The following is a 25,213-nucleotide window of genomic DNA, read 5'->3' on the forward strand; positions in this document are numbered from 1 at the left end:
TGTTGTGTTGCGCATTTTGTATTTCAAGTGGCGAAACCCAATTGGTCTAGCTGCTTTTTCTGTAGAAGCGGTAAAGGAACACCGCGACTGAAACCGCCCGAAAGTCGGGATGTGTTTCGAATGCAGAAGGAATTAAAAAAATGGCTACAGGTACCGTGAAATGGTTCAACTCCGAAAAGGGCTTCGGCTTCATTGAGCCCGACGACGGCAGCGCCGACGTCTTCGCTCACTACTCCGCGATCAACTCCAACGGCTACAAGTCGCTGGACGAGAACCAGAAGGTTAGCTTCGACACCGAGCAGGGCCCCAAGGGCCCGCAGGCCTCGAACATCCAGGCCCTCTAATTTCTTAGAGACTTTGTAACGGCCGCTTAGCGCCGATACTACATAGAGCAGGACGGGATCTCCCGTCCTGCTCTTGTGTTTAACCCGGAACTTCTGTTCGGCCACCGGTCTATGACGGGCCGTTCCGCAAGACCGGTGCCTTCCTCGCCACTAAGGCCCGGCTATGGTGCCCTCCGTCCCCCGAGTCCTCGCCGGTCTCGCTAAGCCTGGGGGCCAGGCTCCGGGCCAGGCTGGGGTTCGAAGGAGCGGGGTCACTGCTCCCGTGCAGGGGCCCGGTGCCGTGCCTGTGGTCTTCCGATGTCCGCTAATCCGGCGGCAGCGTTTCCCTGCAGTTTGTCCGGATCCCTGCACTGCGCAGCGCAGGGATTGCCACAAACTGCAGGGATCCGGACAAAGCGCAGGGATCCGGAACCGTGGGACCCCGTGCAGGCGCCCGGCTGGGTTCGAAGGAGCGGGGTCACAGCTCCCGTGCAGGGGCCCGGTGCCGTGCCTGTGGTCTGCCGATGTCTGCTAATCCGGCGGCAGCGTTTCCCTGCAGTTTGTCCGGATCCCTGCACTGCGCAGCGCAGGGATTGCCACAAACTGCAGGGATCCGGACAAAGCGCAGGGATCCGGCACCGTGGGACCCCGTCCAGGCACCCGGGTTCGAGCCACCCTCCCGTGCAGGCGCCCGGTGCCGTGCCTGTGGTCTGCCGGTGTCTGCTAATCCGGCGGCAGCGTTTCCCTGCAGTTTGTCCGGATCCCTGCACTGCGCAGCGCAGGGATTGCCACAAACTGCAGGGATCCGGACAAAGCGCAGGGATCCGGAACCGTGGGACCCCGTCCAGGCACCCGGGTTAGGTTCGAAGGAGCGGGGTCACAGCTCCCGTGCAGGGCCCCGTGCCGTGCCTGTGGTCTGTCGATGTCTGCTAAACCGGCGGCAGCGTTTCCCTGCAGTTTGTCCGGATCCCTGCACTGCGCAGCGCAGGGATTGCCACAAACTGCAGGGATCCGGACAAAGCGCAGGGATCCGGCACCGTGGGACCCCGTGCAGGCTCCCGGGTTCGAGCCACCCGACCCCGTGCAGGCTCCCGGGTTCGAGCCCTCCCCTTCCCGTGCAGGCGCCCGGGTTAGGCGGCTTTAATATTCTTTGCGAGCTCTGCGAGCAAGGAATTTCGTTGCCGCCGTTCCGGGCGCCGGAGCGGGAGGCGCCGGAGCGGGGCGCCGGAGCGGGACCGGGTGCCGGAGCAGCTCCCTCAGTCGTGAATCCGGACCGCTGCCTCGCGCAGGTACTGTTCCACCCGGCTGTACGCATCCTGGGTCAGGGCCTTCCACAGGTTCATGCTCAGCACCGGATCCCTTTCAGCCAGCTCGTCGATCGAGTCAGCAGTCAGCACCTTGACCTTCACCGGTCCCGCCGCCTTGACGGTGGTTTCCTGGCGTTTGTCCTCGCCCATCGCCATTTCTCCGAAGGTCATGCCCGGACCCAGTGTGGCGAGTTTGACCCTGCTGCCGTCCGGACCGGGCATGGACGTGGTGATGTGCCCGGAGACGATGAAGAAGACACCCCCGAAGCGTTGACCCACGCGGCGGACCACGTCGCCGTCGTCGTACGTCCGGTCTTCCATCATCTTCTGCAGCAGCTGCGCCTCTTCGGGGTCCAGCGGGCTGAAGGCGGGGGAATCGGCGGGGTCGATGCTGTCCGGCAGGACAAGCTCGGTGCCGTAGCCTTCCAGCAGCCTGTTCTCGCACCACTCGATGGCCGCGGAACGCATCGCGAAGGATTCGGTTTTCCGGCCCAGTTCCTGCAGGGCTGCCGTGACCGAACCCTCGATGTCCACCAGGGCCAGTTCACGGCCGGCACGGCGGAGCATGTCTTCCGCCTCGGCAATCAGCCGGATCGCGACGTCGGACACTTCGTCCACGCTGCGCAGATCGGCAACCACGAGTTCGACGTCGTCAGGCAGTTCGGTGAGGGCCCGCACCATGGACTCGGCGCCGGCGAAAAGCAGGTCGCCGTTAAGCTCGATGACCTGTACCCGATGGCCGTGCTCGGCCAGGATCTCCGCAGCCTCGTCCGTGCGCCGGATGCCGGAGGGGGTGGAGGTGATGTCATAGATGGCCCGGATGGCGGATCGGCCGGTCCGTGCAGCCCGGACAAAGTGGAGGCCAAGGTCATGGGAGAGCCGCTGGCTGACCGCTACCCCGCGCACGCTGTTGCCGTGGGCGTCCAGGGGAGGGGAGTAGACGGCCAAACCCACCTGGCCGGGCAGGACGGCCAAGATGCCGCCGGCCACCCCGGACTTTGCGGGCATGCCCACGCTGCTGATCCAGGATCCGGCGTCGTCGTACATGCCGCAGGTGGTCATCACCGAAAGGACGCGTTCCACCGAGGCCAGGTCCAGGACTTCTTCTCCGGAGAGGGGATGGCGGCCGCTGTTAGCCAGGGTAGCGGCCATCAGGGCGAGGTCCCGGGTGTTGACCATGACCGAGCACTGCCGGAAGTAGTCCTTGATGATCGGGGCGGGGTCGGACTCGATGATCCCGAAGGAACGCAGCAGATAGGCCAGCGCAGTGTTGCGGTGGCCGGACCTCAGCTCGGACGCGTAAATCCGCTGGCTCACGTCGAGGTCACGGCCGGCGAAGGCCGAGTAGGTATCCAGTATGCGCTTGAACCGGGACCTGCCGCCGGATCCCTTAACCAGGGAGGTGGCGGTCAGGGCACCGGCATTGATCATGGCGTTGGCCGGGCGGCCGGTACCTTCGGCCAGGGAGATTTCGTTGAAGGAGTCTCCGGACGGTTCCACGTCCACCTTTTCGTCCACCGCTTCCATGCCCAGATCGGCGAGGGCCAGGGCGTAGGTGAAGGGCTTGGAGATGGACTGGATACTGAACTCTTCGCGCGTATCCCCAACCTCATAGACAAAGCCGTCAGCGGTGGCCAGAGCTATCCCGAAGCAATCCGGGTCGACATTGGCCATGGCCGGTATGCCGCGGTACGGGGTGCCGTCTTTCAAACCGGCTATCTCGGCGTGGATCCTGCGCAGGTAGTTCTCGATCGGGGAGTCCATACTTCAAGCCTAGGGGCTTGCGGAGGGGTGACTCTCCACGAGGTGCGCGGTATACTTTTGTTGTTGCAGTGTTGTGCAATTTGTACGTTCAAGCGGCGAAACCCAGATCTAGGGCCAGCCGCTTTTTCTGTATTTTGCATGGAAGGCACGGCAGCGTGAAACTCCCCGAAGGTCGGGGCAGGTTTCGTTCAGAAGGATGATTAAAAATGGCAACAGGTACCGTGAAATGGTTCAACGCTGAAAAGGGCTTCGGATTCATCGAGCCCGATGACGGCAGCGCCGATGTTTTCGCCCACTACTCCGCTATCAACTCCAGTGGCTACCGGTCTCTCGAAGAGAACCAGAAGGTCACTTTCGACACCGAGCAGGGCCCCAAGGGTCCGCAGGCGGTTAACATCCAGGCTGTCTAAATAGACATTAGGTCCGTTTCACGGGCCGGCTGGAATCAGGAGCAGGACGGGATTTATTCCCGTCCTGCTTTTGTTTTGCCCGCCGGATTCTTTTCCGGTGCGGCCGCCCGGAGTCACCCGGGCGTTGTAATGGGTGCATCGGCACGGGTGAGCAATCTAACTCATGATGACTCGCGGAATTCCGCTTGCGCCTGCCTGGATGCGAAGATTACCTGGCCGGAAGTGATGTGCAGCACACGCTAAGCTCCGGCCACACGCACCCCACGGTTAGGAACTAAGCATGTCTGCTGACACCCCTCCCAAGAGGCCCTTAAATCACTCCGACGCGGTGGACGACGACGGCGGTGCCCCCGCCAAATGGAAGGTCGTCGGTCCCGGGCTGGTCGTGGCGGCAACCGGCGTCGGCGCAGCCGACATGGTGGCCACCCTCGTTGCCGGGTCCCGCTACGGGTATGCGCTGCTCTGGGCAGTGATCCTTGGCGTCATCCTGAAAATCATCCTGGTGGAGGGCGCCGGCCGCTTCACCCTTGCGACCGGCCTGACCATCTTCGAGGGTTGGCGGTCCCTGGGTAAATGGACCACCTGGTACTTCGGCCCGTACATCATGATCTGGGGCTTCATTTACGGAGCCACGGCCATGTCTTCCGCGGCCTTGCCGCTGGCCGCCGTTTTCCCGGTGCTCCCGTTGACGGCGTGGGCGGTCCTGATGGGGCTCGCCGGTTTCGTGATGGTCTGGTTCGGCAGATACGCCACCTTCGAGAAAATCACCGCCGTGCTGGTCGGGCTGATGTTCATTACGGTGGTGGGGCTGGCAGTGATTGCCGTGCCGAACATTCCGGCAATGTTCGCCGGGCTGGTGCCGATGATTCCCGAGGGCGGCGTCTTCTACACACTGGCGCTGGCCGGAGGTGTGGGTGGAACCATCACCCTCGCCGCCTACGGGTATTGGCTGCGGGAAAAGGGCTGGTACACCCCCAAGTGGATGCGGGTCATGCGCATCGACAATTCGATGGCTTACGTGATGACGGGCATTTTCGTGGTGGCAATGCTCATTGTCGGCGCCGAAGTGGTCCGCTCCGCAGGAGTGTCCCTTTCCAGCGGCGACGCCGGCCTGCTGGACCTGTATGACGTGCTGAAGGTGGAATACGGAGACGTGGTCGGCACCGGATTCCTGATCGGGTTCTGGGCCGCGTCCTTCTCCTCGATCATCGGGGTGTGGAACGGCGTCTCGCTGATGTTCGCCGACTTCTGGGGGAACATCCGCGGCAAGGAATCCGGCCGCCCCGACACCCGTATCGGCGGAAAGTACTTCCGCTTCTACGTCCTGTGGCTGACCTTCCCGCCGATGATCCTGTTCCAGCTCGGACAACCCATTGGCCTGATCCTGGTCTACGGTGTGCTGGGTTCGTTGTTCATGCCCTTCCTTGCGGTGACCCTGCTCGGCCTGCTCAACGGCCGCCGCATCCCCAAGCAATGGGCCAACAAACTCCATACCAACCTTGCCCTCGGTTTCACCGCATTGCTGTTCATTGCGCTGGGCATCCAGCAGCTGTGGGACAACATCGCCAAGGTGCTGTAGCGGCACTGAAACACCCGGGAAGCTCCCGCAGACCAGCCCGCCGCCGGCCTTCGGCGGCGGGCTAGTTTAGCGCAGCAGACGGGCTTCCACGAGGGGTAAAACAGAGTAAAAGAAAAGTGGTTACGGGCCATCTACGCAGCGATTCTGCTCAGCTACGCTATTAGCGGCGAGAGAAGGTTGCAGGATGGAAACCAGCGCAACGGGTGGCCTCGACAGGCTCATTGCAGGCCGATACCGACTCATCGAACCCATTGGATGCGGTGGCATGGCCACCGTCTATCGAGGCCAGGATGAAGCGCTCGGCCGCGACATTGCGGTTAAGGTCTTCCGTGCCAGTGCCGTGGCTCCGGACGACATTGGGCGGCAGGATAACGAGATGCGCCTCCTCGCTTCACTTTCGCATCCGGGCCTGGTCACCCTGTTCGATGCGGGCAAGGACGACGCCGGTCCCGCCGACGGCGCCGACGTCAAGGCGGAAGAGCCACGGACCTATCTGGTCATGGAGCTGGTGGACGGTCCGGACCTGCGCAAGCGCCTGCGCGAGGGCGCCGTCCAGTCTGCGGATGTCCCCTCCATCGGGGCCGAACTGGCAGGAGCCCTGGCCTACATCCATGACAGGGGCGTGGTTCACCGCGACGTAAAGCCGGCAAATATCCTGCTGCCGCCGGTTGTCGCGGGGACATCGCCGCGGGCCAAGCTGACGGATTTCGGTATCGCCCGGATCCTGGGAGGCGCCCGGATCACTGCTGCCGGTGCCACCCTCGGCACCGCCAACTACCTCAGCCCGGAGCAGGCTTCCGGACTCGGGGCAGAGGCAGCAAGTGATATTTACTCCCTTGGCCTGGTGCTGCTGGAATCCGTCACGGGACGGGTGGAGTTCAACGGCAGTGCTATTGAGGCAGCGGTCGCCCGCCTCAGCCGTGACCCCGAGATTCCCGACTCGCTGGAAAGCCATTGGCGCGGCCTGCTGTCCGCCATGACCAGCCGGGACCCGGACCTGAGGCCGACGGCAGCTGAAGTCTCTGCGACCCTGCTGGACTACCGGTGGGCGGAAGGGACGGTGCAGCCGGGCCGAGTCCCGCAGCTGGCCGCCGGACCGTCCGGACCGTCCGCACCGGCCGGGCCTCCGGGGACCGCTGACCGTGCTCCTGCCGATCCGGCGTGGGACCCGTGGGGCGGACCGCCCACGCAGGCGGATGCCGTCTCCGGGATAGACGACGAAACCGGGGGAGCCGGCGTCGTCGTCGCCCCGGGAGACGATGACGGAACCGGCGGCGGCCAGGCCCTGGGCAGGCATCCGTCGGCGCCGCTGCCCTCGGTTCCTCCGCCCACGGATCTGCCTGCCCTGTCGGGGCAGATTACGTCTCCGCCGAGTGCCCCGCCCACTGTAGGGACGGTAGCCGCAAGGCAGTTGTCCGAGCCGACGCCGCGCGTGCAGGTGCTCGCCGACCCGCGGCCCTCCTTCGCCGGACGAGCCCTGCTTGCCGTCCTGGTGATGGCCGTGCTGACGGCAGCGGTGGTCCTGATGCTCGGGCGGGTGGGGGCGCTGCCGGACGGAGGCGTCATTCCGGGGGAGATCGGGCAGAACCTGGAGCGGCTGCAGGACAACTTCGGACCGTAGCCGGACCAGCCGCGGGATACTGGAACGATGAGTACCTCTACACCCGTCCCGTCCACCGCTGTCACCGACGAAAGCCGGTGCCCCTGCCTCAGCGGGGAAACCTACGGGAACTGCTGCGGACGCTTCCACTCCGGAGCCGCCACCGCCCCCACCGCGGAGGCGCTGATGCGCTCGCGGTACAGCGCCTTCGCCACCGGTAACGTCCCCTACCTGCTGGCCACATGGCATCCGGACCACCGACCCGCGAACCTGGAGCTGGACGCAGGGATCGAATGGCGGCGGCTGGATATCCTTTCCACCTCCGGCGGCGGCCCCCTGGACAACACCGGCATGGTTGAGTTCCGTGCCCACTACCGGCAGGACGGCCAGCGCGGTACACAGCAGGAAAGAAGCAGCTTTGTTCGTGAACGGGGCCAATGGCTCTATGTGGAGGGCCGATAGCCCGCCGCTTCTTCCGGACAGCCACGGGCGGGACCTAGGCTTGAAAGCATCCGACGGCGGCCCCGAAACAGGCCCGCTCAGGGAAGCTCCCGAAACGCAGGCGCATCAGAGGTCCTGCATGTAAGTCGGATGAGCAGGCGAGGACACTATGAAAGCACTCGTTTACGAAGGCCCCGGCCAGAAGTCCTGGAAGGACGTTCCCGACCCTCAGATCCAAGACCCGCGGGATGCCATCGTCAAGATAGATACCACCACCATCTGCGGCACCGACCTGCATATCCTCAAAGGCGACGTTCCGGCCGTTACGCCGGGCCGGATCCTTGGCCATGAGGGGGTTGGCACCGTTACGGAGACCGGCTCCGGCGTGAATGCCTTCAAGACCGGCGACAAAGTGATCCTGTCCTGCGTCTCGGCTGACGGTTCCTGCAGTTTCTGCAAGGACGGGCTCTATTCGCACTGCACCGGAGAGGAAGGGCAGTCCGGTATCGGCTGGATCTTCGGACACCTGATCGACGGGACGCAGGCCGAGTACGTCCGTGTGCCTTACGCGGACACGTCCATGTACCGGCTGCCGGAGAACGTCTCCCAGGAGCACGGGGTCCTGCTCAGCGACATCTTCCCCACCGGGTTTGAAATGGGTGTGCAGTACGGGCAGGTCCAGCCGGGCGACGTCGTCGCAGTGATCGGCGCGGGCCCCGTGGGGCTGGCCGTGATTGCCACCTCGGGACTGTACGGTGCCGCGAAAATCATCGCCGTGGACCTGGACGCCAACCGGGTGGAGCAGGCCCGAAAATTCGGTGCCACCCACGGCGTGAACTCCGGGGATGAGAACTGGCGGGAACAGATCATGGACCTGACGGACGGCTGGGGCGTGGACGTCGCGGTGGAGGCCGTGGGTATCCCTGCCACGTTCGAGATGTGCACCAGTATCGTCCGGCCAGGCGGCAACGTCGCCAACGTGGGGGTGCATGGGACGCCCGTGAGCCTGGAGCTGGACCGGCTGTGGATCGAGAACATCAACATCAGCATGGGCCTGGTCAACACGAATACCCTGTCCATGCTCCTGAAGCTGATTGCCGAGGGGAAGCTGCCGGCCGAGGAGTTCATCAGCCACCGCTATTCGCTGGCCGACATCCTCACGGCTTACGACACCTTCTCCCGCGCCGCCGAAACGAACGCGCTCAAGGTGATCCTGCAGGCCTGAACGGTTCTTCTGCGGGCAGGAGGGCGGCAGCCGGTTCCGGTTGCCGCCTTTGTGTGCAGCGGCGGCATGGGCAGATAATGAGAACTGCGGCCGCGTCTGCCCCCGCAGTTCTGAGTTCAGAAGAGGTTTTCCATGTCTAACGGCACCATGATTGCAGGACGGCTCAACGTTGAGACCGGCACGTTCGCCATGAAGGAAGTTCCGATTCCCGATCCCGGTCCGGGCTTTGTCCGTATCAAGGTCGGAGCTGCGGGCGTGTGCCTGTCCGACGTCCACCTGATTCAGGGCATGCTGCGTCCGCAGTTCCTCGAGGGCAACGAGGTCACCCTCGGCCACGAGGTGGCCGGCACCGTGGACCTTCCCGGAGCAGGAGTCACCTCCGTGGCTCCCGGCGACCGGGTGGTGGTGCAGGCCGGGTACGAGTACAACGGCGTCACGCTGACCATGGGCGTTGATTTCGACGGCGGCTGGGCCGAGTACCTCGTGGTTCCCGCCGGTGTGCTGGTGCCGCTGGGGGATGACATTCCCTTCGACCAGGCATCCATCATTCCGGACGCCGTGTCCACTCCCTGGGCTGCCATTGCCTCCACTGCTGAAGTGCGCGCCGGTGAAGCAGTGGGCGTCTGGGGCATCGGCGGGCTCGGTGCCCACGGTGTCCAGCTGCTGCGCCTGATTGGTGCCGCGCCCATCATTGCCGTTGATCCCATCCCCGAGGCCCGGGAGCGTGCCCTGGAATTCGGTGCGGATCTGGCCCTCGATCCGATGGCGGAGGATTTCTCGGACTCGATGAAGGCCGCCACCGCCGGCCAGGGGCTCGACGTCGCCCTGGACTTCGCCGGTGTCGACGCCGTCCGGACCCAGGCCATCAACTGCCTGGGCCGGAGCGGACGTCTTGTGCTCGTGGGCCTGTCCGGCAAGCCGATGACCATCAACGACAGCACCGGTTTCTCCTACGCACGCAAGCAGATCCGCGGCCATTACGGCTCGGACGCCCACCATGTGCCGCAGCTGGTGTCCCTGGCCCGGCTGGGCCGGCTCGACTTCGCCAAATCCGTCAGCGCACGCATTCCGCTGGCCGACGCCGAGCAGGCGGTCAAGGCGCTCGACGCGAAGGAAGGCAACCCGATCCGCCTGGTGCTGATCCCGTAGCTTCCCCGGCCGTAAACAGCAGGAGCTCTCCGCCGCGGCGGGGAGCTCCTGCTGTCGTTCTACGTGCGCCGTTACGGCATGTCAGCGTAGCGGACGGCTTCCGCAAGGGCCTGTTCCAGCCCCTTGGTATCCAGCGCTTTCACGTAGGCGGGGGTGTCCCGCTGCCAGCGCCAGCCCTCGGCCAGCGGGCCGGCGTTGACGACGTCGAACCCGAATTCGTTTATCAGGGACGTGACCAGTTCCTTGGACGCCGCGTCGTTGCCGGCTATCGGCAGCGCGCGGCGGTTCGGCGTTCCGGCGGGCGCGGCCTGGCTGGTCAGGTGGTCCGCAATGATGTTGTTGAACGCCTTCACCACGTGCGAATCGGGAAGGTGGTTCTGCAGCAGTTCGCTGGTGGTTATGGACTCGTCGTCAAGCTCGGCAATGTTCCCGTCGCGCTGCGGGTAGTAGTTCATGGTGTCGATGACGGTCTTGCCGCGCAGTTCCTCCACCCGCACGTCCGCGTAGTTCTTCAGCGGGATGCTCACCACCACTAGGTCTGAGGCTTTCGCGGCTTCGGCCGGGGTGGCCGCACGGGCATGCTCGCCCAATTCCATGATGAGTACCTGGAGGGTCTCGGGGTCCCGTGAGTTACTGAGGACGACGTCGTACCCCTGCTTCACTGCCAGGCGAGCCAACTGCGACCCGATGTTCCCGCTGCCGATAAAGCCGATGGTCCGAATACGAGGTGTGCTCTCCAGTGTGCTCATAAAGGGCATAACCGTGGAGGCTGCCAAATATTCCGGCCCTGCTGTTACGTCGCGGAAATCTAAGTTCCCTACGATCGCCCCATGACTGCACCCTCCCGTCCCATTGCCCTGTCTGGTCCAGCCGCCCCGCAGGACCCCCGCCGTCGTCGCACACTGGTGTGGATGGGGCTCGCCGTCCTCGCCCTCCACCTGCTGGGGTGGGGCGGTTTCCTGCTGGCGGTCGCACCGCACGGATACACCACGGCTGCGGGATCAGGGTTCGGCGCCGGACTTGCCCTGACCGCCTACCTGCTGGGCGTACGGCATGCGTTCGATGCGGACCACATCGCGGCGATCGATAACACGAGCCGGAAACTGGCTGCCGGCGGCCACGCGCCGGTCTCGACGGGTTTCTGGTTTGCCCTGGGCCATTCAACCGTTGTGCTGCTCGCCGTCGGGCTGCTCGCGGCCGGCGTGAATGTAGTCGCCGGGCAGCTCACCGATGACGCTTCGGTGCTTCGACAGTTTTCCGGGGTGTGGGGGCCGGCTGTTTCCGGGACCTTCCTGCTGGCAATCGGTGCCATCAACCTGCTTGCCCTGCGCGGCATTGTCCGGGCGTACCGGAAACTGCGGGCCGGGAGGTACAACGACGTCGAGCTGGAGCGGACGCTGGATCAGCGCGGATTGGTTGCCCGGATGCTGGCTCCGCTGGCACGCCGCGTGGATAAGGCCTGGAAGCTGTATCCACTCGGCTTCCTGTTCGGGCTCGGACTGGACACCGCCACCACCATCGGCCTGTTTGTAGTGGCGGGCGGCGCCGTCGTCGTCCTGCCGTGGCAGGCGGTGATGGTGCTGCCGCTGCTGTTCACCGCGGGCATGGTGCTTTTCGATTCGCTGGACGGGATCCTCATGAGCCGGGTCTACCGGTGGGCCTTCGACTCTCCACAACGCAAACTGTTCTACAACCTGGTCATTACGGCCGTTTCGGTGCTGGCTGCCTTCGGTGTCGGCGCTGTGGTGCTTGGCGGACTGTTCACCGAGACGCTGGCGCTGGAATCGGGGCCGGTCGCGTGGCTGGGGAACCTGGACCTGGAGTATTTCGGTTTCGGAGTGGTGGGTCTGTTTGTTGGCGTCTGGGGAATCGCTTACGCGTTGCGGCGGGTCTCGGGGGATCGGCTGAGTGTTTCTGAGCGGGCCTGATTCCGCCCGTGGAAATACCTGACTACTGGGGGCCCCTCCTGAGCGTTACAGCCGGTGCAGGTAGCGTTCCGGGCCGTCGAGGAAACTCTTCCAATTGGTCACCAGATCCAGTTCGCCCCACTGGCGCTCCCGGAATCCCCACGGACCCAGCTCGAGGATCCGGGCTCCCGGAAGCGCGGCGAGAAGCGGTGAGTGGGTGGAGAGCAGGACCTGTGATTTGCCGTCTGCGAGCTTGTCCTTGAGGACACCCAGCAGGGCCAGGCAACCGGAGAAGGACAACGCGGATTCGGGTTCGTCCAGGACCCACAGCCCCGGTCCGCGGAACCTGTCCGACGCCAGGGCCAGGAAGGATTCCCCGTGCGAGAGGGAATGGAACTCCACATCCAGGCGGGCCGTGGAGGGGTTCTGCTCCAAGTAGGTGAAGAAGCCATGCATCGTCTCGGCACGCAGGAAATAGCCCCGCTTTGTCGCGCCGGGATTACGCACCAGCTGCAGGTGGCCGCTGAGCTCCGATTCGGTGCTGCGGGTAGTGTGACGGGCGCCGGTGGAACCGCCTTCGGGGGACAGGCCAAAGGCCAGTGCCACCGATTCGATCAGCGTGGACTTGCCGGAACCGTTTTCGCCCACGAAGACCGTGGCGCGGGCAAGGTCAAGCCCCGCATCCAGCAACTGGGCCACAGGAGGCAGGGTTGCAGGCCACTTCTGCCGGTCCAGAGGTTCCAAGGGATGCTCCCGAACCTGGCGGATGGGGAATCGGTCCGTGAACATACGCAGATTGTGCCATGTTCAGGCTTGAAGGATCGGGTCAGGTTCACCCAGCAACCGGTCCTTCCAGGACCGGTAGACGGGGTCGGTTTCCCGTGCGGCTTCATGTGCCGTACCGGCAAGTGCCCGAATCGCTGCCCCCTCCGCAGCAAACTCCAGCCGCCGCGCACCGCCGTCACCTGGCCTGGCGCCGCCGGTCGGATGCAGCGACGGCGGCCGCCAGCCCGCCGCCGTCGCACTGGAGAGCACCTTGGCGAAGCCCAGGACGCCGACGGCGCGTCGGCGCGGTCCGCGCAGATCAAGGTCTTCGTACAGGTAGTCCGCGTCCGGACCGGTCAGCCGGGTGATGCTGCGCAGCGGCCCGGCCTCCTCGCCGGAGCGGCCGAGGACCAGCGTTTCGCGGATCAACACCCGTGCGCCGGCGCCCAGCTTCACACGGGTTTCGCGCAGTACGTTGGACCCGGCGGCAGCCACAAACGGCGCTCCCTCCCAGATCAGCACCGCACCCTCATCCAGCACCGCCTCCAGCGTCCAGCGGGACTGCTTGCCCTCGGCGTCGTAAGCCACCATGCCGGCCGGCTCGACCACCTCCAAGGTGACACCCGGACCCACAGCCACCTCAATCCGGACATCATCTTCGCCGAGCAGCATCATGTGGATTCCGATCAGCGCCACCCGCAGCTGCCGCGCGCCGGAACCCGATCCGCCGGAACCCGATCCGCCGGCAACCGGACGGGGCGCCAGATAATGTCCCTGGTCCAGAAGCGCGAAGCGTGCTCCCTCGCCGGAGGGTTCCACTGCGATGCGGGTTGGCCGCTGCCCGGGGTGTGCGCCGGCCGGCGCGGAAGCAGGCACCCGCTCAGTGCTGGTGGGGGACAGCGTCTTCATCCCCGTGCGTGTGGACAAACCCGCCGTCTTCGTCCGCATGGAAATGCGGAGCCATGGGCCCGGGATCCTGCGGCGTGTGCTGCCCGGACCGGTGCAGGGCCACCAACCCGCGGACCCAGGCGCAGAGTTCGTCCACGGTGTCCTGCTGCTTGCGGGAGAGGGCCAGCACCGGAGCTCCTTCCCTGGCCGCGACGGCGTCCGCCACCATCTGTTCCACGTCGACTTCCACGTACGGGGCCAGATCGATTTTGTTGATCACCAGCAGATCGGCACGGGCAATACCCGGTCCGCCCTTCCGGGCGACATCGCCGCCGCCGGCGACGTCCAGGACAAAGATCTGCGCGTCCACCAGGGCAGGGGAGAAGGTGGCAGTGAGGTTGTCGCCGCCGCTTTCGACCAGGACGAGGTCCAGCGGCGCGAAGTCCGACTCCAGGTCCTCCACGGCAAGCAGGTTGGTGGTCACGTCATCGCGGATGGCGGTGTGGGGACAGGCACCGGTTTCCACTGCGCGGATACGCTCTTCCGGGAGAACGCCCGCGGAGCGGAGGAACCGGGCATCCTCATCCGTGTAGATGTCGTTGGTGATCACGCCGATCTGCAGCTCACCGGCCATGGCCCGGCAGATGGTGGCAATCAACGAGCTCTTGCCGGTGCCGACCGGACCGGCAACTCCCAGGCGCAGCGATCGGGTGGACGGGGCAGCGGCGGGGAACGAATTGTCAGGCAACGAATAGTCTCCTTGTTCTAGTGGTGTGGTCTTCGGCCCAGTGCTCCATCAACGGGGCACTGAGGGCAGGAATATCGTCTAGGCCACCGACGAGCAGCGATTCCACGGCGACGGCGTCAATCTCTTCGGCGGCGTCCAGGATCCAGGCGGTGGCATCCATCGGATCGATGGGCAGCAGCTTCAGGGCGGCCGCCACCACCGACTGCGCATCGTCATAGCAGCAGAGCCGGGCGAGCTGCAGCTCGCCGACGCCGAGCGCGGCGGCGGTGACGCCCAGCGCCACCGGACGGGTGGGGCGCGGAACGGTCCGCTGCAGCTCGACGACGGCGGGAGAGTCCGGTTTCAGCTTCCCGGCCAGGCGCAGCATGCCCCGGCCCAGACGGCGCGAGGCCTCCCGCTGCGCTGCGGAGGGTGTCCGCGCGTCGAGGGCAGCTTCGATCCGGGCAAAGCCGATGCCCGCTATGCCGCAGGCGGACCTGTGTGCCAGCACGGCGGCGGCGGTTTCCACCCGGACCACCGTGTGCAGCCGGGCGAGCAGGTAGGGATACACGCCGTCGACGTCCAGGCCGGCCAGGACCGCCGGCTCCAGGCCCGCCGAATGCGAGTACGCTCCGGACGGCAACCGTGAATCGGCCAGCAGGAAAGCGGCAACGCCGGCGTCGGGAGCTAGCAGCATCGTTCCCCCTAGAACAGCGAGTAGCGCTGGGTCAGGGGCAGCTCGGATACGGGAGCCGGTTCGATGACCTGCCCGTCGATGCTGACCATAAATGTTTCCGGGTTCACCTGGATGTCCGGCAGCGCCGTGTTATTCGGCAGTGATGCCTTGGTGACGTCCCGGGTGGAACGGATGGCGGTCAGCGTCCGGGTCAGACCGAGCCGGTCCGCCAGTCCGTTCTCGAGCGCTGCCGGCGCCACAAAGGAGGTGGACAGATGCGGAGCCGACGACGCCGTTCCCGCCAGCGCTTCCCGCATCCAGACGGGCTGGGGCGTGGGCAGGGTGGCATTGGGATCACCCATCTGGCCGGCCACAATGGCTCCGCCCTTGATCACCAGCGTCGGACGGATACCGAAGAACGCCGGATCCCACAGCACCAGGTCCGCCATTTTGCCGACCTCGACGGAGCCGACCTCATGGTCGATGCCGTGCGCCACCGCAGGGCAGATGGTGTATTTGGCAATGTAGCGGCGCACCCGCTCATTGTCGGCCGGTAGCTGGGACGCCGTGGCGCCCATGTAGTCCTTCATAACGTGCGCCACCTGCCAGGTACGGGTGATCGTTTCGCCGATGCGGCCCATGGCCTGGGCGTCGGAAGAGGTGATGGACATGGCGCCGAGGTCCTGGAGGACGTCCTCGGCCATCATGGTGTTGGCCCGGATCCGGGACTCGGCAAAGGCCAGGTCCTCGGGGATCCGCGGATTCAGGTGATGGCAGACCATCAGCATGTCCAGATGCTCCGCCACGGTGTTGACCGTGAAGGGGAGGGTCGGGTTGGTTGACGCCGGCAGGACATTCGCGGCGGCAGCCACCGTGATGATGTCCGGGGCATGCCCGCCGCCGGCGCCCTCGGCGTGGAACACATGGATGCCGCGGCCGTTGATCGCGTCCAGCGTGTTCTGCACATAGCCGGCCTCGTTCAGTGAATCCGCGTGCAACGCCACCTGCACGCCCCACCGGTCCGCGGCGGTCAACGCGGCGTCGATGGCGGCCGGCGTCGACCCCCAGTCCTCGTGTACCTTGTAGCCTGCGGCGCCGGCAAGTGCCTGCTCTTCCAGCCCGGCCTGGCTGACCGTGTTGCCCTTGCCGTAGAGCAGGAAGTTCAGCGGCAGGTGGTCCAGCGCCCGGTGCATCACCTGCAGGTTCCAGGCGCCCGGCGTCACGGTCGTCGCCTTGGACCCTTCGGCCGGACCGGTGCCGCCGCCGCCCACGGTCGTGATGCCGGAGGCAAGCGCCTCCCGCAGGGCATCGGTGCCCAGCAGGTGGACGTGGGTGTCGATTCCGCCGGCAGTGAGGATCCGGCGCTCGCCGGAAATGATCTCGGTCCCGGGGCCGATGACCAGCGCCGGATCGATTCCGTCCATGATGTCCGGGTTGCCGGACTTCCCGATGCCCGCTATCCGGCCGTTCCGGACGCCGACGTCGGCGCGAACAATGCCCCAGTGGTCCACGATGACGACGTTGGTGATTACCAGGTCCGGAGCACCCTCGGCGGAAGTACGGGTGGACTGGGCCATGGACTCGCGGATGTTCTTGCCGCCTCCGAAGACGGATTCATCCCCGCCGAAGGTGTAATCCTGTTCCGGGCTGATCCAAAGATCGGTATCGCCCAGCCGGACCGAGTCGCCCGTGGTGGGGCCGTATAGGTGGGCGTATTCATCCCTGCTGATCCGCATGTTCAGGCCCCTTCCGTCGCGGTACCCCGTAGTTGAAGGCCGGGAACCTTGCCGCTGCCAGCCAACCGGACGAGGGTTACCTCGCGGGAGGCGCCGGGTTCAAAGCGGACGGCCGTACCTGCCGGGACGCCCAGCCGGAAGCCGACGGCGGCGTCCCGGTCGAAGCGCAGCGCCGAATTCACGTCCGCGAAGTGGAAGTGGGAGCCGATCTGGACCGGACGGTCGCCGTCGTTGGTCACTACCAAGCTGCGGGTCTCGCGTCCGGCATTGATCTCCACGTCTCCCTGCGCGGTACGGATTTCGCCGGGAACCATGCTCATGAGATCGGGTCCGTAATAGTGACCAGTTTGCGGCCGTCAGGAAAGGTCGCTTCAATCTGCAGGTCCGGAAGCATTTCCGGCACCCCCTCCATCACTTCGTCGCGGCGCAGGACCGAGCGGCCCTCGCTCATCAGGTCGGCAACCAGCCCGCCCTCGCGTGCCCGTTCCATCACCCAGCAGGAAAGCAGGGCCACGGCCTCGGGATAGTTGAGCCGGATGCCGCGTTCCCTGCGGTCCCGTGCCACCATGCCGGCAACACTGAGCAGCAGCTTGTCCTTATCAGCGGGAGTGAGGAACATGCGCCGATTGTGCCACCGGGTTGTTTCCGGGGTGTTGCGTAATTTGCCTAAACCTCGAAACCTAAACGTCGAAATTGGGAGCCGGGAGTCTTCCGCCATAGACTTCGGCAGTGAGTTCCGGACTGCTGCTGGCGATCTTGGTCGCCGTCTTTGTTGGGGGAATCGCGCAGCGTGTGGCCGGGATTGGCTTCGGACTCCTGCTGGCGCCGTTCTTCATCGTTGCCCTCGGCCCGTACCCGGGTGTCGTGGTCACCAATGTGTGCGGCATGCTGGCCGCCGGTCTGGTGATCCGGCACGTCTGGCAGCGTATCGACTGGAAAATGTACGTCTCGCTGGCCGTGCCGGCGGCGCTCGGCGTGCTGCTGGGAACATATGCGGCGTCGGTCCTTCCGGTGGGACCGCTGGAAATCGGAGTCGGTGTTTTTATGCTCGCCGCCCTGACGTCATCCCTGGTGCTGAACCGGACCGAGATGGTGCTGCGCGGAGGTTCGCCGAAAGCTGCCGCAGGACTTTTAGCCGGAATCAGCAACTCCATGGCCGGAGCCGGGGTTCCAGCCGTGAGCGCCTACGCAGTCCTGGCCAAGTGGCCGCAGGCATCCTTCATGGCGACCATGCAGCCCTTCCTTGCCACGCTGAGCATTGTGACCCTGGCGGCCCACGCCGTGGTGGACCCGGGGGAGTGGCCGCAGCTGTCCTGGTGGCTCTGGGTACTGCTCGGCATCCTCACCGTTGCCGGGCTACGAACCGGAAGCCGGCTGGCACCGCACGTTCCCGAGTCCACGGCCCGCCGCGTCGTCGTCGTTCTGGCCTACCTGGGAGCCGTGTCCGCCCTGGTCAAGGGGATCATCGACCTGCAGTAGCCGCAGAGCCTATTTGCCGCCGGACTTTCCCGCACGCTCCTTGGCGGCCTTGGCAACCTTCACGGCTGCAGCCGCCTTGGCAACCTTCACGGCCTTCCCGGACTTGTCGGCTTTGGCTGCCTTCGCAGTCTTGGCGGCTTTGGCCGTCTTGCCCGCCTTCGCCGCTGCCTTGCCTGCGCCCTTGGCGCCGACCGCTGCCGCGGTACCCATCACCGGCGTCGGAACCTTGACGACCTTGACCTTGGTCTTCGGCCGTTTGCGGTCCAGGACCAGTGCGGTGGCAATGCCGGCCATCCAGGTGTCCTTTGCCAGCCCCATGCCGTCGGGGGAGGGGCGGATGCCATCCGCTTCCGTCATTTCCGGCGTCATGAGGTACATCCGGATCATGCCGCCGGAGAAGCCGCCCAAAATGAGCCCGGCCAGGCGGCTGGGAACGAACGGGAGCAGCAGGGACAGTCCCACGCAGATCTCCGCGTTGCTCAGCAGCTTGCCGAATTTCGCCGGTTCAATGTCCTGGACCTGGGGAAAGGCTTTGGCGGCCATCTGCTGCAGGTACGCGGCGCTCTCCGCATCCAGATTGCGCTTATTGAGACCGGAATTGAGGATGTAGGCGCCGGTGGTCAGGCGCAGGGGAATATGGCTGAGTTTCATGGGAGTCCCTTCGATTCAATTCTGAGCCTACGGCCGCCGCGGTGCCTGCGCCAGAGTAGACGCTGGAACGAACGGTGGCGAAGAGCCGGGCGAAAATGTCCGAAACGCGGGGGAACAGGTTACTCACCGGTCGCCTTGTCTGCTTTTATAAAGGGGTACGCCGCAGCAGCTGTCGACACAAGAAGGTTCCGATGGAATTCCTCCCGGGTGAGCATCCTCGCCCGCGTCATTTCCTCCTCCATCTCAGCGACACGCACCTGCTCGGGGGTGACAACCGCCTGTATGGCGCAGTGGACAGCTATGCCAAACTTCGTGCACTTTTCGCCCGTCTCGAAGACAGCGGACAACAGCCCGAAGCTCTTATTTTCACCGGCGACCTGGCGGACCGCGGTGAAGCCGGCGCCTACGCCAAGCTCCGGGAGATCGTTATCCCTGCCGCTGAACGGATGGGTTCCCGGGTGATCTGGGCGATGGGCAACCACGACAACCGGGCGGCTTTCCGCCAGGTCCTGCTAAACGAGGCTCCGGAAATGTCGCCGGTGGACCAGGTGCACCACCTCGGCGGGCTGCGGATCATCACCCTCGACACCACCGTCCCGGACCACCACCACGGGGAGCTCAGCGACAGCCAGCTTGCCTGGCTGCGGCGGGAACTGCAGAAGGCCGCTCCGGAGGGAACCATCCTGGCCATGCACCATCCGCCGGTCCCCAGCGTGCAGGACCTCGCCGTCCTGGTTGAACTGCGGCATCAGCACCGGCTTGCAGGCGTCTTGGCGGGCAGCGATGTCCGGGCCATCATCGCCGGGCACCTGCACTATTCGACCTTCAGCACCTTCGCCGGAATCCCCGTGTCCGTAGCGTCAGCCACCTGTTACACGCAGGACCTCGCGACGCCGGGGACCCGCGGCCAGGACGCGGGCCAGGGCTACAACATGGTCCACCTCTACGAGGATTCGGTGGTGCACTCCGTGGTGCCCATGGAGGAAAGCGGCACCGTGGGGGAGCAGGTGGGGCCGGAGGAAACCGCTGCCCGCCTGGCGGAGGCAGGTATCCGGCTACCAGGTGCGCTCACACTGACATCCGCCTAGTCCCGGGACGGGTCCGGACCCAGGTTGAAGAACCGGCCGGTGACGGTTTCGGGCACAATCTCCACGTAGCGGTACTTCTCCGTTCGAACCCAGGGCTGCAGGGGAAGGCTGTCCGCGGCTTCGATCTCGGCCCCCGTCTCCAGGAAGCGGGTTGTTCCCTTGACGATGACGGACCAGGCCTGGTCACTGTGGATGCCGTCGGCTTCGAACGCTACGTGCGTATTGACCGCCATTTCCGCCAGCTTCGTGCCCGGCGCGGTGCGAAGGAGGAGTACGCCGTCGTGCGCCAGATAGTTGATGGGATAGATGCTGGGGCGGTTAGCCACGCTGACCGCAAGACGGCCGTGATGCGTGTGTTCCAGAAACTTCCAGCTTTCTTCTGAAGACAGTTCAACCACGGGCGGCAGCTCTTCATTAGTCATTCACACAGTGTGCCAACAGCACCTCCGGACCGCCACCATCAGGTTGCTTATGAACTTGACTCTGTCCCTACCCTTGCAAGAGAGTGGAGTAGGTAGTATTGCCAGCCAGCAATAGACCTCACCACCGAGGAGCACACGTTATGACAGACGCAGGACAGCAGCATTCCACTACCGGCCAGAACGACGCCGGAGACCCGAAGACCCTGACCACACGCCAGGGACACCCGGTCTACGACAACCAGAACACCCGGACTGTGGGAGCTCGTGGCCCGGCCACGCTGGAGAACTACCAGCTCCTCGAGAAGATCAGCCACTTCGACCGTGAGCGGATCCCCGAGCGCGTGGTCCACGCCCGCGGCTTCGTGGCGTACGGCGAGTTCGAAGCGACCGGCAAGTGGGGCGACGAGCCCATTGCCAAGTACACCCGCGCCAAGCTTTTCTCCGAGCCGGGCAAGAAGACCGACCTGGCCATCCGCCTTTCCTCGGTTATCGGTGGCCGGGACTCTTCGGAGACCGCCCGTGACCCGCGCGGCTTTGCCGTGAAGTTCTACACCGAAGACGGCAACTGGGACCTGGTCGGCAACAACCTCGGCGTCTTCTTCATCCGCGATGCCATCAAGTTCCCCGACGTGATCCACTCCCTGAAGCCGGACCCCGTCACCTTCCGCCAGGAACCGGCCCGCATCTTCGACTTCATGTCGCAGACTCCCGAAGCCATGCACATGCTGGTGAACCTCTTCAGCCCGCGCGGCATCCCGGCCGACTACCGCCACATGCAGGGCTTCGGCGTTAACACCTACCGCTGGGTCAACGCTGCCGGCGAGTCGAAGCTGGTCAAGTACCACTTCCAGCCGCGGGAAGGCGTGAAGTCCCTCACCGAGGAAGACGCCGCCAACATCCAGGCCAATGATCTGGGCCATGCGTCGAAGGACCTCTACGAGGCCATCGAACGCGGCGACTACCCGAAGTGGGACCTGTACGTCCAGATGATGGATGACCACGACCATCCGGAACTGGACTTCGATCCGCTGGATGACACCAAGACGTGGCCGGAGCAGGATTTCGAACCCAAGCTCATTGGCACCATGACCCTGAACCGCAACGTCACCGACCACCACAACGAAAACGAGCAGATTGCTTTCGGTACCGGTGTTCTGGTGGACGGGCTGGAATTCTCCGACGACAAGATGCTCGTTGGCCGTACGTTCAGCTACTCCGATACGCAGCGTTACCGCGTAGGCCCGAACTACCTGCAGCTTCCGGTGAACTCGGCGAAGAACGCACGGGTCGCCACCAACCAGCGCGGCGGCCAGATGTCCTACGGCACCGACCTCGCGCCGGGGCAGAACCCGCACGTGAACTACGAGCCGAACATCACCGGCGGCCTGCAGGAAGCACCCAAGCCGGAACAGGCTGAAGTCGGTCCCGAGCTTGAGGGTCGCCTGACCCGCGCCCGCCTGCCCCGCACGAACGACTACATGCAGGCCGGCCAGCGCTACCAGCTGATGGAGCAGTGGGAGAAGGACGACTTGGTCGCCAACTTCATTGCCAACGTCGGCCAGGCTGTCCGCCCGGTGCAGGAGCGCATGCTCTGGCACTTCTACATGACCGACGACGAGCTGGGCGCACGCGTCGGAGAGGGCCTGGGCATCAGCTTGGACGAGATCAAGGATCTCGGCCCGCTGGCCACCCAGACGCTCAATGAGGAAGAAACCGAGCGCATGAAGAACCTGGGCCATAACGGTCCCCGGAACGTCGAAGGCCTGACCATGACTCACTGCGTGCCCAATGAGCACGTGGTAGTTTCCCGGTAATTAGCTTTCACACAACGACGGCGCGGGCGCACTTTTGGTGCGTTCCGCGCCGTCGTCGTTTAATCCCCTACTTTTCCCAAGGTGCCCGGACCGGGAAGTACTTTTCCAAAAACTCCGTCACCCGTTCGGCCCGTTCCGCCGCGGGGACTTCCGGGAAGCTTCCGTCATTGAGGCAGAACATGTCCTTGTGGCGTTTGGCGAGCAGCCGGTCCATCATCTTCAGACCGGCATAGCTGGTGGTGTCCACGTACCGAACCTTCGCTGTCTCCTGCGTGACCGCCCGGCCGGTGAGCAGCGCGTAGTAGTGGTAGAGCGAGTTGGTCACGGAGATGTTGTCCTTGGCCCGGAAGGTGCTCGCGGCCGTGGCAGCGAACTCCTCGGGGAATTCCTCCTCCATTTCCAGCAGGACGCTGCGGCGCAGGGGAGCTGCCGTGTGTTCCAGGTGGCGGGTGGTGACCCGGCCGAAGCGCTCCCAAAGCAGCCGCCGGTTCACCCTTGCAGCATTTTCGAAGCCGCTGCGCTCGGAATCGTTGGCGCCCAGGCCAATCCGGGTGCTGGCCTCGATGAACTTGGTGATCCCGCCGGGGGAGAAGAACATGTCCGGGGCAACCGGACGGCCAAAGAACATGTCGTCATTGGAGTACAGGAAGTGCTCCGCCAGTCCCGGGATGTGCTGCAGCTGGGCCTCGACCGCCTGGGAGTTGTGCGTGGGCAGCACGGACGGGTCCTTGAAATGCTCCGACGCCGGCACGAAGGTGACGGACGGATGCTCAGCCAGCCAGTCCGGCCGCGGCGAGTCCGAGGCAATGAAGATGCGGCGGATCCAGGGCGCGAACATGTGCACCGAACGAAGGGCGTATTTCAATTCGTTGATCTGCCGGAACCGGGCCTCGTGGTCATCGCCTTCGCCCACCACGACGCCGCTCATCCGGGCGGCACGGGCGGCCTGGAACTCGGGGGAACTGCCGTCCACCCAGGAGAACACCAGATCGATGTCGAACCGGATGTCCGTGGCGTGGTCCGCGAACATGTTCTCGATGGTCGGCCAAGCCAATCCGTGCTTTTCCACGGTGCCGCGGACCGCCTCGCTGGCCGGGAGGGTGCGGCGGGTCAGGGAGTTCTCCACGGGCAGGGTGATGTTCTCGCCCTCCAGGTCCCATAGTTCAATCTGCACGCCGGCCGAGCTTGAAATCAGCAGGTTGGTGCCGGTAAACGCCCGCGGACGGTACACCCGGATGATCCGGGCCTTGTCGATGGAGGAGAGGTCGCCGTCTGCGATCAGCAGGGTGCGGCTCTTTTTGGTATCGACGGTCCGGGCGTAGAACGGTTCGTCGCGGCAGGCCTCGACCATCGCCTTCCGGAGCTGCTGGCGCATCCGGAGGTCGACCGCGATCACCGGCCGCTGGTCATTTCCGCGCACCAGAAGGTAGGTCACACCGGCGTCGTCGAGTACACGGCGTACGAAGAGCAGGTCCTCGACCATGGCCTCGTGCGGTGTGAGTCCTGTATCCATGAGGGCCAGGCGGCCCTTGACCAGGGCGACATTGGTTCGTTGTTCCACTCGCTGGAGCACCGCGGGGGAAGCGGCGAGCAGGGTCTCCGGTTCTAGATCCGGTTCCGGGGCTCCGAAGTAGATATCGTGTTCAGCAGCTGTATCGGTAATAGGAACCTCCTAGGGCGGGTAGGCGCCCACAGTGCAGGCGCTGATGAGTGCTGCGTTGCACGGGAACTGCTGCCGGGCGTCCGGCGGGTCCTTTCGGATGCGCCGGGGATGCTCCGAACGCTATGTGCTCAACTGCGGGCCGCCAGTAGCATTGTCTTCGGACACGGACATTCCGGGAGTAGATGTGGGATACCGTAACACCGCCCGTGGCAGCACCGCCCATAAAGCCATGGCCCGTAACATAACCGCCCGTAACAGTGGCCTGCTCGCGGCAGCATTGCTCCTCACCAGTATCTCATCCTGTGCTGCTCCGCCGCAGGAGGGCCCGACGTCGTCCGCCCCGCAATGGGCCACCTATACGACGGCGGATAGCAGTCTCCGCTTCGAGCACCCGTCCGGCTGGGACATCCGGGAGCTTCCGGCTCGCGCCAATGATCCGGCAGGCGGGGTGTCCCTGGAAGTGGTCGACGACGGCGGCCGCGTGCTTGCCCGGCTGGACACCGGCATCATCACGGACCTGAGCTGCTCCGAACCCGCCGAACCGGCGTCCTACGTGGAGTATGAGAGCGTGCCGATGCCGGCGTTGGAGTCCAAACAGGGGTCTGACCAGCGTTTTGTTTACCGTTCCCTAGCGCCGTCCGGGGGCCTGGCAGCGCAGGCGACCTACGCCGTGGTGAGCGGACAGCAGCAGAGTCCGGAGTGCGGGCTGTTCGATTTCTTCACGCTGACCGAGTCCAGCGGGGGACGGTTCGCGGGGGAGTATGCGGCCAGTTCCGGGGTGTCGCAGGAGGAATACCTTGAAGGTGTTTCCCGGTACCGGGAAACACAGGAATACCGGGACCTTCGAGAGATGCTGACGTCACTGCGCAACGCGGATTAGCTGCGGTGTCCACTGGCTCCCGGTTTACTTGCCCGCGGCGGTTTACATGCCCGGGCCGGTTTACTTGCCCGGGTCGGCGGAAGCTGCGCGCCGCCGTCGCGACTTGCGTGGCGGCCGGAGCGTGAAACGGGACCAATGCTCGCGCGGCACGAGCTTGTGGAATTCCCTTTTGGCGGCAAGGTGCTCCCGGGTCTCCGGGCAGAAGGGCAACACCGCCACACGCCGGCGCAGGGAATCAGTGAGGACTTCCTCGATGAGCAGGGCCTGGACTTTGCTGGGCCGGTAATCCGGATCAACCGTCGTCCGCAGGGCCCAGAGCTCTCCCCGGTGCATTTCATACCGGAGGTAGGCCGCCAGGGTGCCGTCTATGAAGAGTTCGTACCGGCCGTGCAGGTGGTTGTTGTAAACACTCGTATTGTCCGGTGTCACCCTTTGCGGTTTGAGCGCACGTTCTCGGCCCCGGCTCGCATCACCGCGTCCTTCCAAAGCGGACAGAACGGTGAGGTAGCGTTCCCTGGTTTCACTGTTCGGGCTGCGGGCGAGGTCATCGGCTGCAGAGGCAACCCGTTCCTGCAGATCCGTAGTGGTGAGCGCACCGAGGTTTGGCGTCGGCTCGGCCGCAGGGGCGGTAGGGGTCAGGGGGTTCACAGCAGGCTCCGCGGAGGTAGGACCGGGTGGACAGCTGCTGGACCACGTCCAGACGATACTCCCAAATGCGG

General features: G+C 65.0%; 25 protein-coding genes. 12 read left to right on the forward strand and 13 right to left on the reverse strand.

Annotation, left to right across the window (positions count from 1 at the left end):
- Window positions 1-140: 140 nt before the first annotated feature.
- Window positions 141-344 carry a cold-shock protein gene (locus NNX38_RS13305; RefSeq protein WP_146362594.1) on the forward strand — a complete coding sequence of 68 codons (204 nt, stop codon included), beginning with the start codon at window positions 141-143 and terminating at the stop codon, window positions 342-344.
- A 1,235-nt stretch (window positions 345-1,579) separates the two neighbouring features.
- Here NNX38_RS13305 and glsA read toward each other — a convergent pair.
- Window positions 1,580-3,394 carry a glutaminase A gene (gene glsA, locus NNX38_RS13310; protein ID WP_255798442.1) on the reverse strand — a complete coding sequence of 605 codons (1,815 nt, stop codon included), beginning with the start codon at window positions 3,392-3,394 and terminating at the stop codon, window positions 1,580-1,582.
- A gap of 206 nt (window positions 3,395-3,600) precedes the next feature.
- On the opposite strand from glsA, the gene NNX38_RS13315 reads away from it, so the two are divergent.
- The 6 genes from NNX38_RS13315 to NNX38_RS13340 all read left to right on the forward strand — a co-directional run bounded on the left by NNX38_RS13315 (window position 3,601) and on the right by NNX38_RS13340 (window position 9,798).
- Window positions 3,601-3,804 carry a cold-shock protein gene (locus NNX38_RS13315; protein ID WP_146362590.1) on the forward strand — a complete coding sequence of 68 codons (204 nt, stop codon included), beginning with the start codon at window positions 3,601-3,603 and terminating at the stop codon, window positions 3,802-3,804.
- 280 nt (window positions 3,805-4,084) lie between these two features.
- Window positions 4,085-5,383, forward strand: coding sequence for an Nramp family divalent metal transporter (locus tag NNX38_RS13320; protein WP_255798443.1), 1,299 nt, complete (start codon window positions 4,085-4,087; stop codon window positions 5,381-5,383).
- Window positions 5,384-5,567: 184 nt separating this feature from the next.
- Window positions 5,568-7,004: a serine/threonine-protein kinase gene (locus NNX38_RS13325; RefSeq protein WP_255798444.1), complete on the forward strand. Its 1,437-nt coding sequence runs from the start codon at window positions 5,568-5,570 to the stop codon at window positions 7,002-7,004.
- A 27-nt stretch (window positions 7,005-7,031) separates the two neighbouring features.
- Window positions 7,032-7,445: a YchJ family protein gene (locus NNX38_RS13330; RefSeq protein WP_255798445.1), complete on the forward strand. Its 414-nt coding sequence runs from the start codon at window positions 7,032-7,034 to the stop codon at window positions 7,443-7,445.
- Between the two features lie 148 nt (window positions 7,446-7,593).
- The gene (locus NNX38_RS13335; protein ID WP_255798446.1) at window positions 7,594-8,649 is read left to right on the forward strand and encodes a zinc-dependent alcohol dehydrogenase family protein; all 1,056 of its coding nucleotides are present in this window, start codon (window positions 7,594-7,596) and stop codon (window positions 8,647-8,649) included.
- A gap of 132 nt (window positions 8,650-8,781) precedes the next feature.
- A complete protein-coding gene (locus NNX38_RS13340; RefSeq protein ID WP_255798447.1) occupies window positions 8,782-9,798 on the forward strand; it encodes a zinc-binding dehydrogenase in 1,017 nt (338 codons plus the stop codon).
- 71 nt (window positions 9,799-9,869) lie between these two features.
- Here the strand turns inward: NNX38_RS13340 and NNX38_RS13345 are convergent, their stop codons facing one another.
- Complete coding sequence (locus NNX38_RS13345; protein WP_255798649.1) at window positions 9,870-10,520, reverse strand: NADPH-dependent F420 reductase; 651 nt, start codon at window positions 10,518-10,520, stop codon at window positions 9,870-9,872.
- 108 nt (window positions 10,521-10,628) lie between these two features.
- On the opposite strand from NNX38_RS13345, the gene NNX38_RS13350 reads away from it, so the two are divergent.
- Window positions 10,629-11,726: a HoxN/HupN/NixA family nickel/cobalt transporter gene (locus NNX38_RS13350; protein ID WP_255798448.1), complete on the forward strand. Its 1,098-nt coding sequence runs from the start codon at window positions 10,629-10,631 to the stop codon at window positions 11,724-11,726.
- A 45-nt stretch (window positions 11,727-11,771) separates the two neighbouring features.
- Here NNX38_RS13350 and NNX38_RS13355 read toward each other — a convergent pair whose 3' ends face one another.
- The 7 genes from NNX38_RS13355 to NNX38_RS13385 are packed head-to-tail and all read right to left on the reverse strand — an operon-like array spanning window position 11,772 to window position 17,116.
- A complete protein-coding gene (locus NNX38_RS13355) occupies window positions 11,772-12,494 on the reverse strand; it encodes an ATP-binding cassette domain-containing protein (protein ID WP_255798449.1) in 723 nt (240 codons plus the stop codon).
- A gap of 18 nt (window positions 12,495-12,512) precedes the next feature.
- Window positions 12,513-13,397, reverse strand: a complete 885-nt coding sequence (locus NNX38_RS13360; protein WP_255798450.1) for an urease accessory protein UreD — start codon at window positions 13,395-13,397, stop codon at window positions 12,513-12,515.
- On the reverse strand, window positions 13,351-14,106 hold the full coding sequence (gene ureG / locus NNX38_RS13365) for an urease accessory protein UreG (RefSeq protein WP_255798451.1): 756 nt from the start codon (window positions 14,104-14,106) through the stop codon (window positions 13,351-13,353). Before ureG ends, NNX38_RS13360 begins: the two co-directional genes overlap by 47 nt.
- Complete coding sequence (locus tag NNX38_RS13370; protein ID WP_255798452.1) at window positions 14,099-14,782, reverse strand: urease accessory protein UreF; 684 nt, start codon at window positions 14,780-14,782, stop codon at window positions 14,099-14,101. Before NNX38_RS13370 ends, ureG begins: the two co-directional genes overlap by 8 nt.
- An 8-nt stretch (window positions 14,783-14,790) precedes the next feature.
- Entirely contained in the window at window positions 14,791-16,497 is a 1,707-nt protein-coding gene (locus NNX38_RS13375; RefSeq protein ID WP_255798453.1) for an urease subunit alpha, read from the reverse strand.
- A gap of 2 nt (window positions 16,498-16,499) precedes the next feature.
- The gene (locus tag NNX38_RS13380) at window positions 16,500-16,811 is read right to left on the reverse strand and encodes an urease subunit beta (RefSeq protein ID WP_255798650.1); all 312 of its coding nucleotides are present in this window, start codon (window positions 16,809-16,811) and stop codon (window positions 16,500-16,502) included.
- Window positions 16,812-16,813: 2 nt separating this feature from the next.
- On the reverse strand, window positions 16,814-17,116 hold the full coding sequence (locus NNX38_RS13385; protein ID WP_255798454.1) for an urease subunit gamma: 303 nt from the start codon (window positions 17,114-17,116) through the stop codon (window positions 16,814-16,816).
- A gap of 110 nt (window positions 17,117-17,226) precedes the next feature.
- Between NNX38_RS13385 and NNX38_RS13390 the strand changes: the two genes are divergently transcribed.
- On the forward strand, window positions 17,227-17,976 hold the full coding sequence (locus tag NNX38_RS13390) for a sulfite exporter TauE/SafE family protein (protein WP_255798455.1): 750 nt from the start codon (window positions 17,227-17,229) through the stop codon (window positions 17,974-17,976).
- A 9-nt stretch (window positions 17,977-17,985) separates the two neighbouring features.
- Here the strand turns inward: NNX38_RS13390 and NNX38_RS16960 are convergent, their stop codons facing one another.
- Window positions 17,986-18,627, reverse strand: a complete 642-nt coding sequence (locus tag NNX38_RS16960) for a hypothetical protein (RefSeq protein ID WP_308219834.1) — start codon at window positions 18,625-18,627, stop codon at window positions 17,986-17,988.
- Between the two features lie 191 nt (window positions 18,628-18,818).
- On the opposite strand from NNX38_RS16960, the gene NNX38_RS13400 reads away from it, so the two are divergent.
- Window positions 18,819-19,715 (forward strand): phosphodiesterase, encoded by an 897-nt coding sequence (locus NNX38_RS13400; protein WP_255798456.1) that lies wholly within the window; start codon window positions 18,819-18,821, stop codon window positions 19,713-19,715.
- On the opposite strand, the gene NNX38_RS13405 is transcribed toward NNX38_RS13400, so the two are convergent.
- Window positions 19,712-20,137, reverse strand: a complete 426-nt coding sequence (locus NNX38_RS13405) for a pyridoxamine 5'-phosphate oxidase family protein (RefSeq protein WP_255798457.1) — start codon at window positions 20,135-20,137, stop codon at window positions 19,712-19,714. The genes NNX38_RS13400 and NNX38_RS13405 overlap by 4 nt on opposite strands.
- A gap of 140 nt (window positions 20,138-20,277) precedes the next feature.
- Here NNX38_RS13405 and NNX38_RS13410 point away from each other — a divergent pair, with 140 nt between their 5' ends.
- Window positions 20,278-21,951 carry a catalase gene (locus NNX38_RS13410; protein ID WP_255798458.1) on the forward strand — a complete coding sequence of 558 codons (1,674 nt, stop codon included), beginning with the start codon at window positions 20,278-20,280 and terminating at the stop codon, window positions 21,949-21,951.
- Window positions 21,952-22,018: 67 nt separating this feature from the next.
- On the opposite strand, the gene NNX38_RS13415 is transcribed toward NNX38_RS13410, so the two are convergent.
- Window positions 22,019-23,512, reverse strand: a complete 1,494-nt coding sequence (locus NNX38_RS13415; protein ID WP_370646447.1) for a stealth family protein — start codon at window positions 23,510-23,512, stop codon at window positions 22,019-22,021.
- A 331-nt stretch (window positions 23,513-23,843) separates the two neighbouring features.
- On the opposite strand from NNX38_RS13415, the gene NNX38_RS13420 reads away from it, so the two are divergent.
- A complete protein-coding gene (locus NNX38_RS13420) occupies window positions 23,844-24,494 on the forward strand; it encodes a hypothetical protein (protein WP_255798459.1) in 651 nt (216 codons plus the stop codon).
- Between the two features lie 60 nt (window positions 24,495-24,554).
- Here NNX38_RS13420 and NNX38_RS13425 read toward each other — a convergent pair whose 3' ends face one another.
- A complete protein-coding gene (locus NNX38_RS13425; protein WP_255798460.1) occupies window positions 24,555-25,142 on the reverse strand; it encodes a GNAT family N-acetyltransferase in 588 nt (195 codons plus the stop codon).
- Window positions 25,143-25,213 lie beyond the last annotated feature (71 nt).

Source organism: Arthrobacter sp. zg-Y238 (assembly GCF_024385525.1).
Classification (GTDB): Bacteria; Actinomycetota; Actinomycetes; order Actinomycetales; family Micrococcaceae; genus Arthrobacter_B; species Arthrobacter_B jinronghuae.

Bases quoted from the DNA above. Each gene is read 5' to 3' on its own strand.
- NNX38_RS13330 (WP_255798445.1), top strand. From the start codon at position 7,032: ATGAGTACCTCTACACCCGTCCCGTCCACCGCTGTCACCGACGAAAGC.
- NNX38_RS13355 (WP_255798449.1), bottom strand. From the start codon at position 12,494: ATGTTCACGGACCGATTCCCCATCCGCCAGGTTCGGGAGCATCCCTTG.
- NNX38_RS13335 (WP_255798446.1), top strand. From the start codon at position 7,594: ATGAAAGCACTCGTTTACGAAGGCCCCGGCCAGAAGTCCTGGAAGGAC.
- NNX38_RS13305 (WP_146362594.1), top strand. From the start codon at position 141: ATGGCTACAGGTACCGTGAAATGGTTCAACTCCGAAAAGGGCTTCGGC.
- NNX38_RS13340 (WP_255798447.1), top strand. From the start codon at position 8,782: ATGTCTAACGGCACCATGATTGCAGGACGGCTCAACGTTGAGACCGGC.
- NNX38_RS13350 (WP_255798448.1), top strand. From the start codon at position 10,629: ATGACTGCACCCTCCCGTCCCATTGCCCTGTCTGGTCCAGCCGCCCCG.
- NNX38_RS13315 (WP_146362590.1), top strand. From the start codon at position 3,601: ATGGCAACAGGTACCGTGAAATGGTTCAACGCTGAAAAGGGCTTCGGA.
- NNX38_RS16960 (WP_308219834.1), bottom strand. From the start codon at position 18,627: ATGAAACTCAGCCATATTCCCCTGCGCCTGACCACCGGCGCCTACATC.
- NNX38_RS13400 (WP_255798456.1), top strand. From the start codon at position 18,819: ATGGAATTCCTCCCGGGTGAGCATCCTCGCCCGCGTCATTTCCTCCTC.
- NNX38_RS13385 (WP_255798454.1), bottom strand. From the start codon at position 17,116: ATGTTCCTCACTCCCGCTGATAAGGACAAGCTGCTGCTCAGTGTTGCC.
- NNX38_RS13380 (WP_255798650.1), bottom strand. From the start codon at position 16,811: ATGGTTCCCGGCGAAATCCGTACCGCGCAGGGAGACGTGGAGATCAAT.
- NNX38_RS13325 (WP_255798444.1), top strand. From the start codon at position 5,568: ATGGAAACCAGCGCAACGGGTGGCCTCGACAGGCTCATTGCAGGCCGA.
- NNX38_RS13410 (WP_255798458.1), top strand. From the start codon at position 20,278: ATGACAGACGCAGGACAGCAGCATTCCACTACCGGCCAGAACGACGCC.
- NNX38_RS13375 (WP_255798453.1), bottom strand. From the start codon at position 16,497: ATGCGGATCAGCAGGGATGAATACGCCCACCTATACGGCCCCACCACG.
- NNX38_RS13370 (WP_255798452.1), bottom strand. From the start codon at position 14,782: ATGCTGCTAGCTCCCGACGCCGGCGTTGCCGCTTTCCTGCTGGCCGAT.
- glsA (WP_255798442.1), bottom strand. From the start codon at position 3,394: ATGGACTCCCCGATCGAGAACTACCTGCGCAGGATCCACGCCGAGATA.
- NNX38_RS13420 (WP_255798459.1), top strand. From the start codon at position 23,844: ATGGCCCGTAACATAACCGCCCGTAACAGTGGCCTGCTCGCGGCAGCA.
- NNX38_RS13405 (WP_255798457.1), bottom strand. From the start codon at position 20,137: ATGACTAATGAAGAGCTGCCGCCCGTGGTTGAACTGTCTTCAGAAGAA.
- NNX38_RS13320 (WP_255798443.1), top strand. From the start codon at position 4,085: ATGTCTGCTGACACCCCTCCCAAGAGGCCCTTAAATCACTCCGACGCG.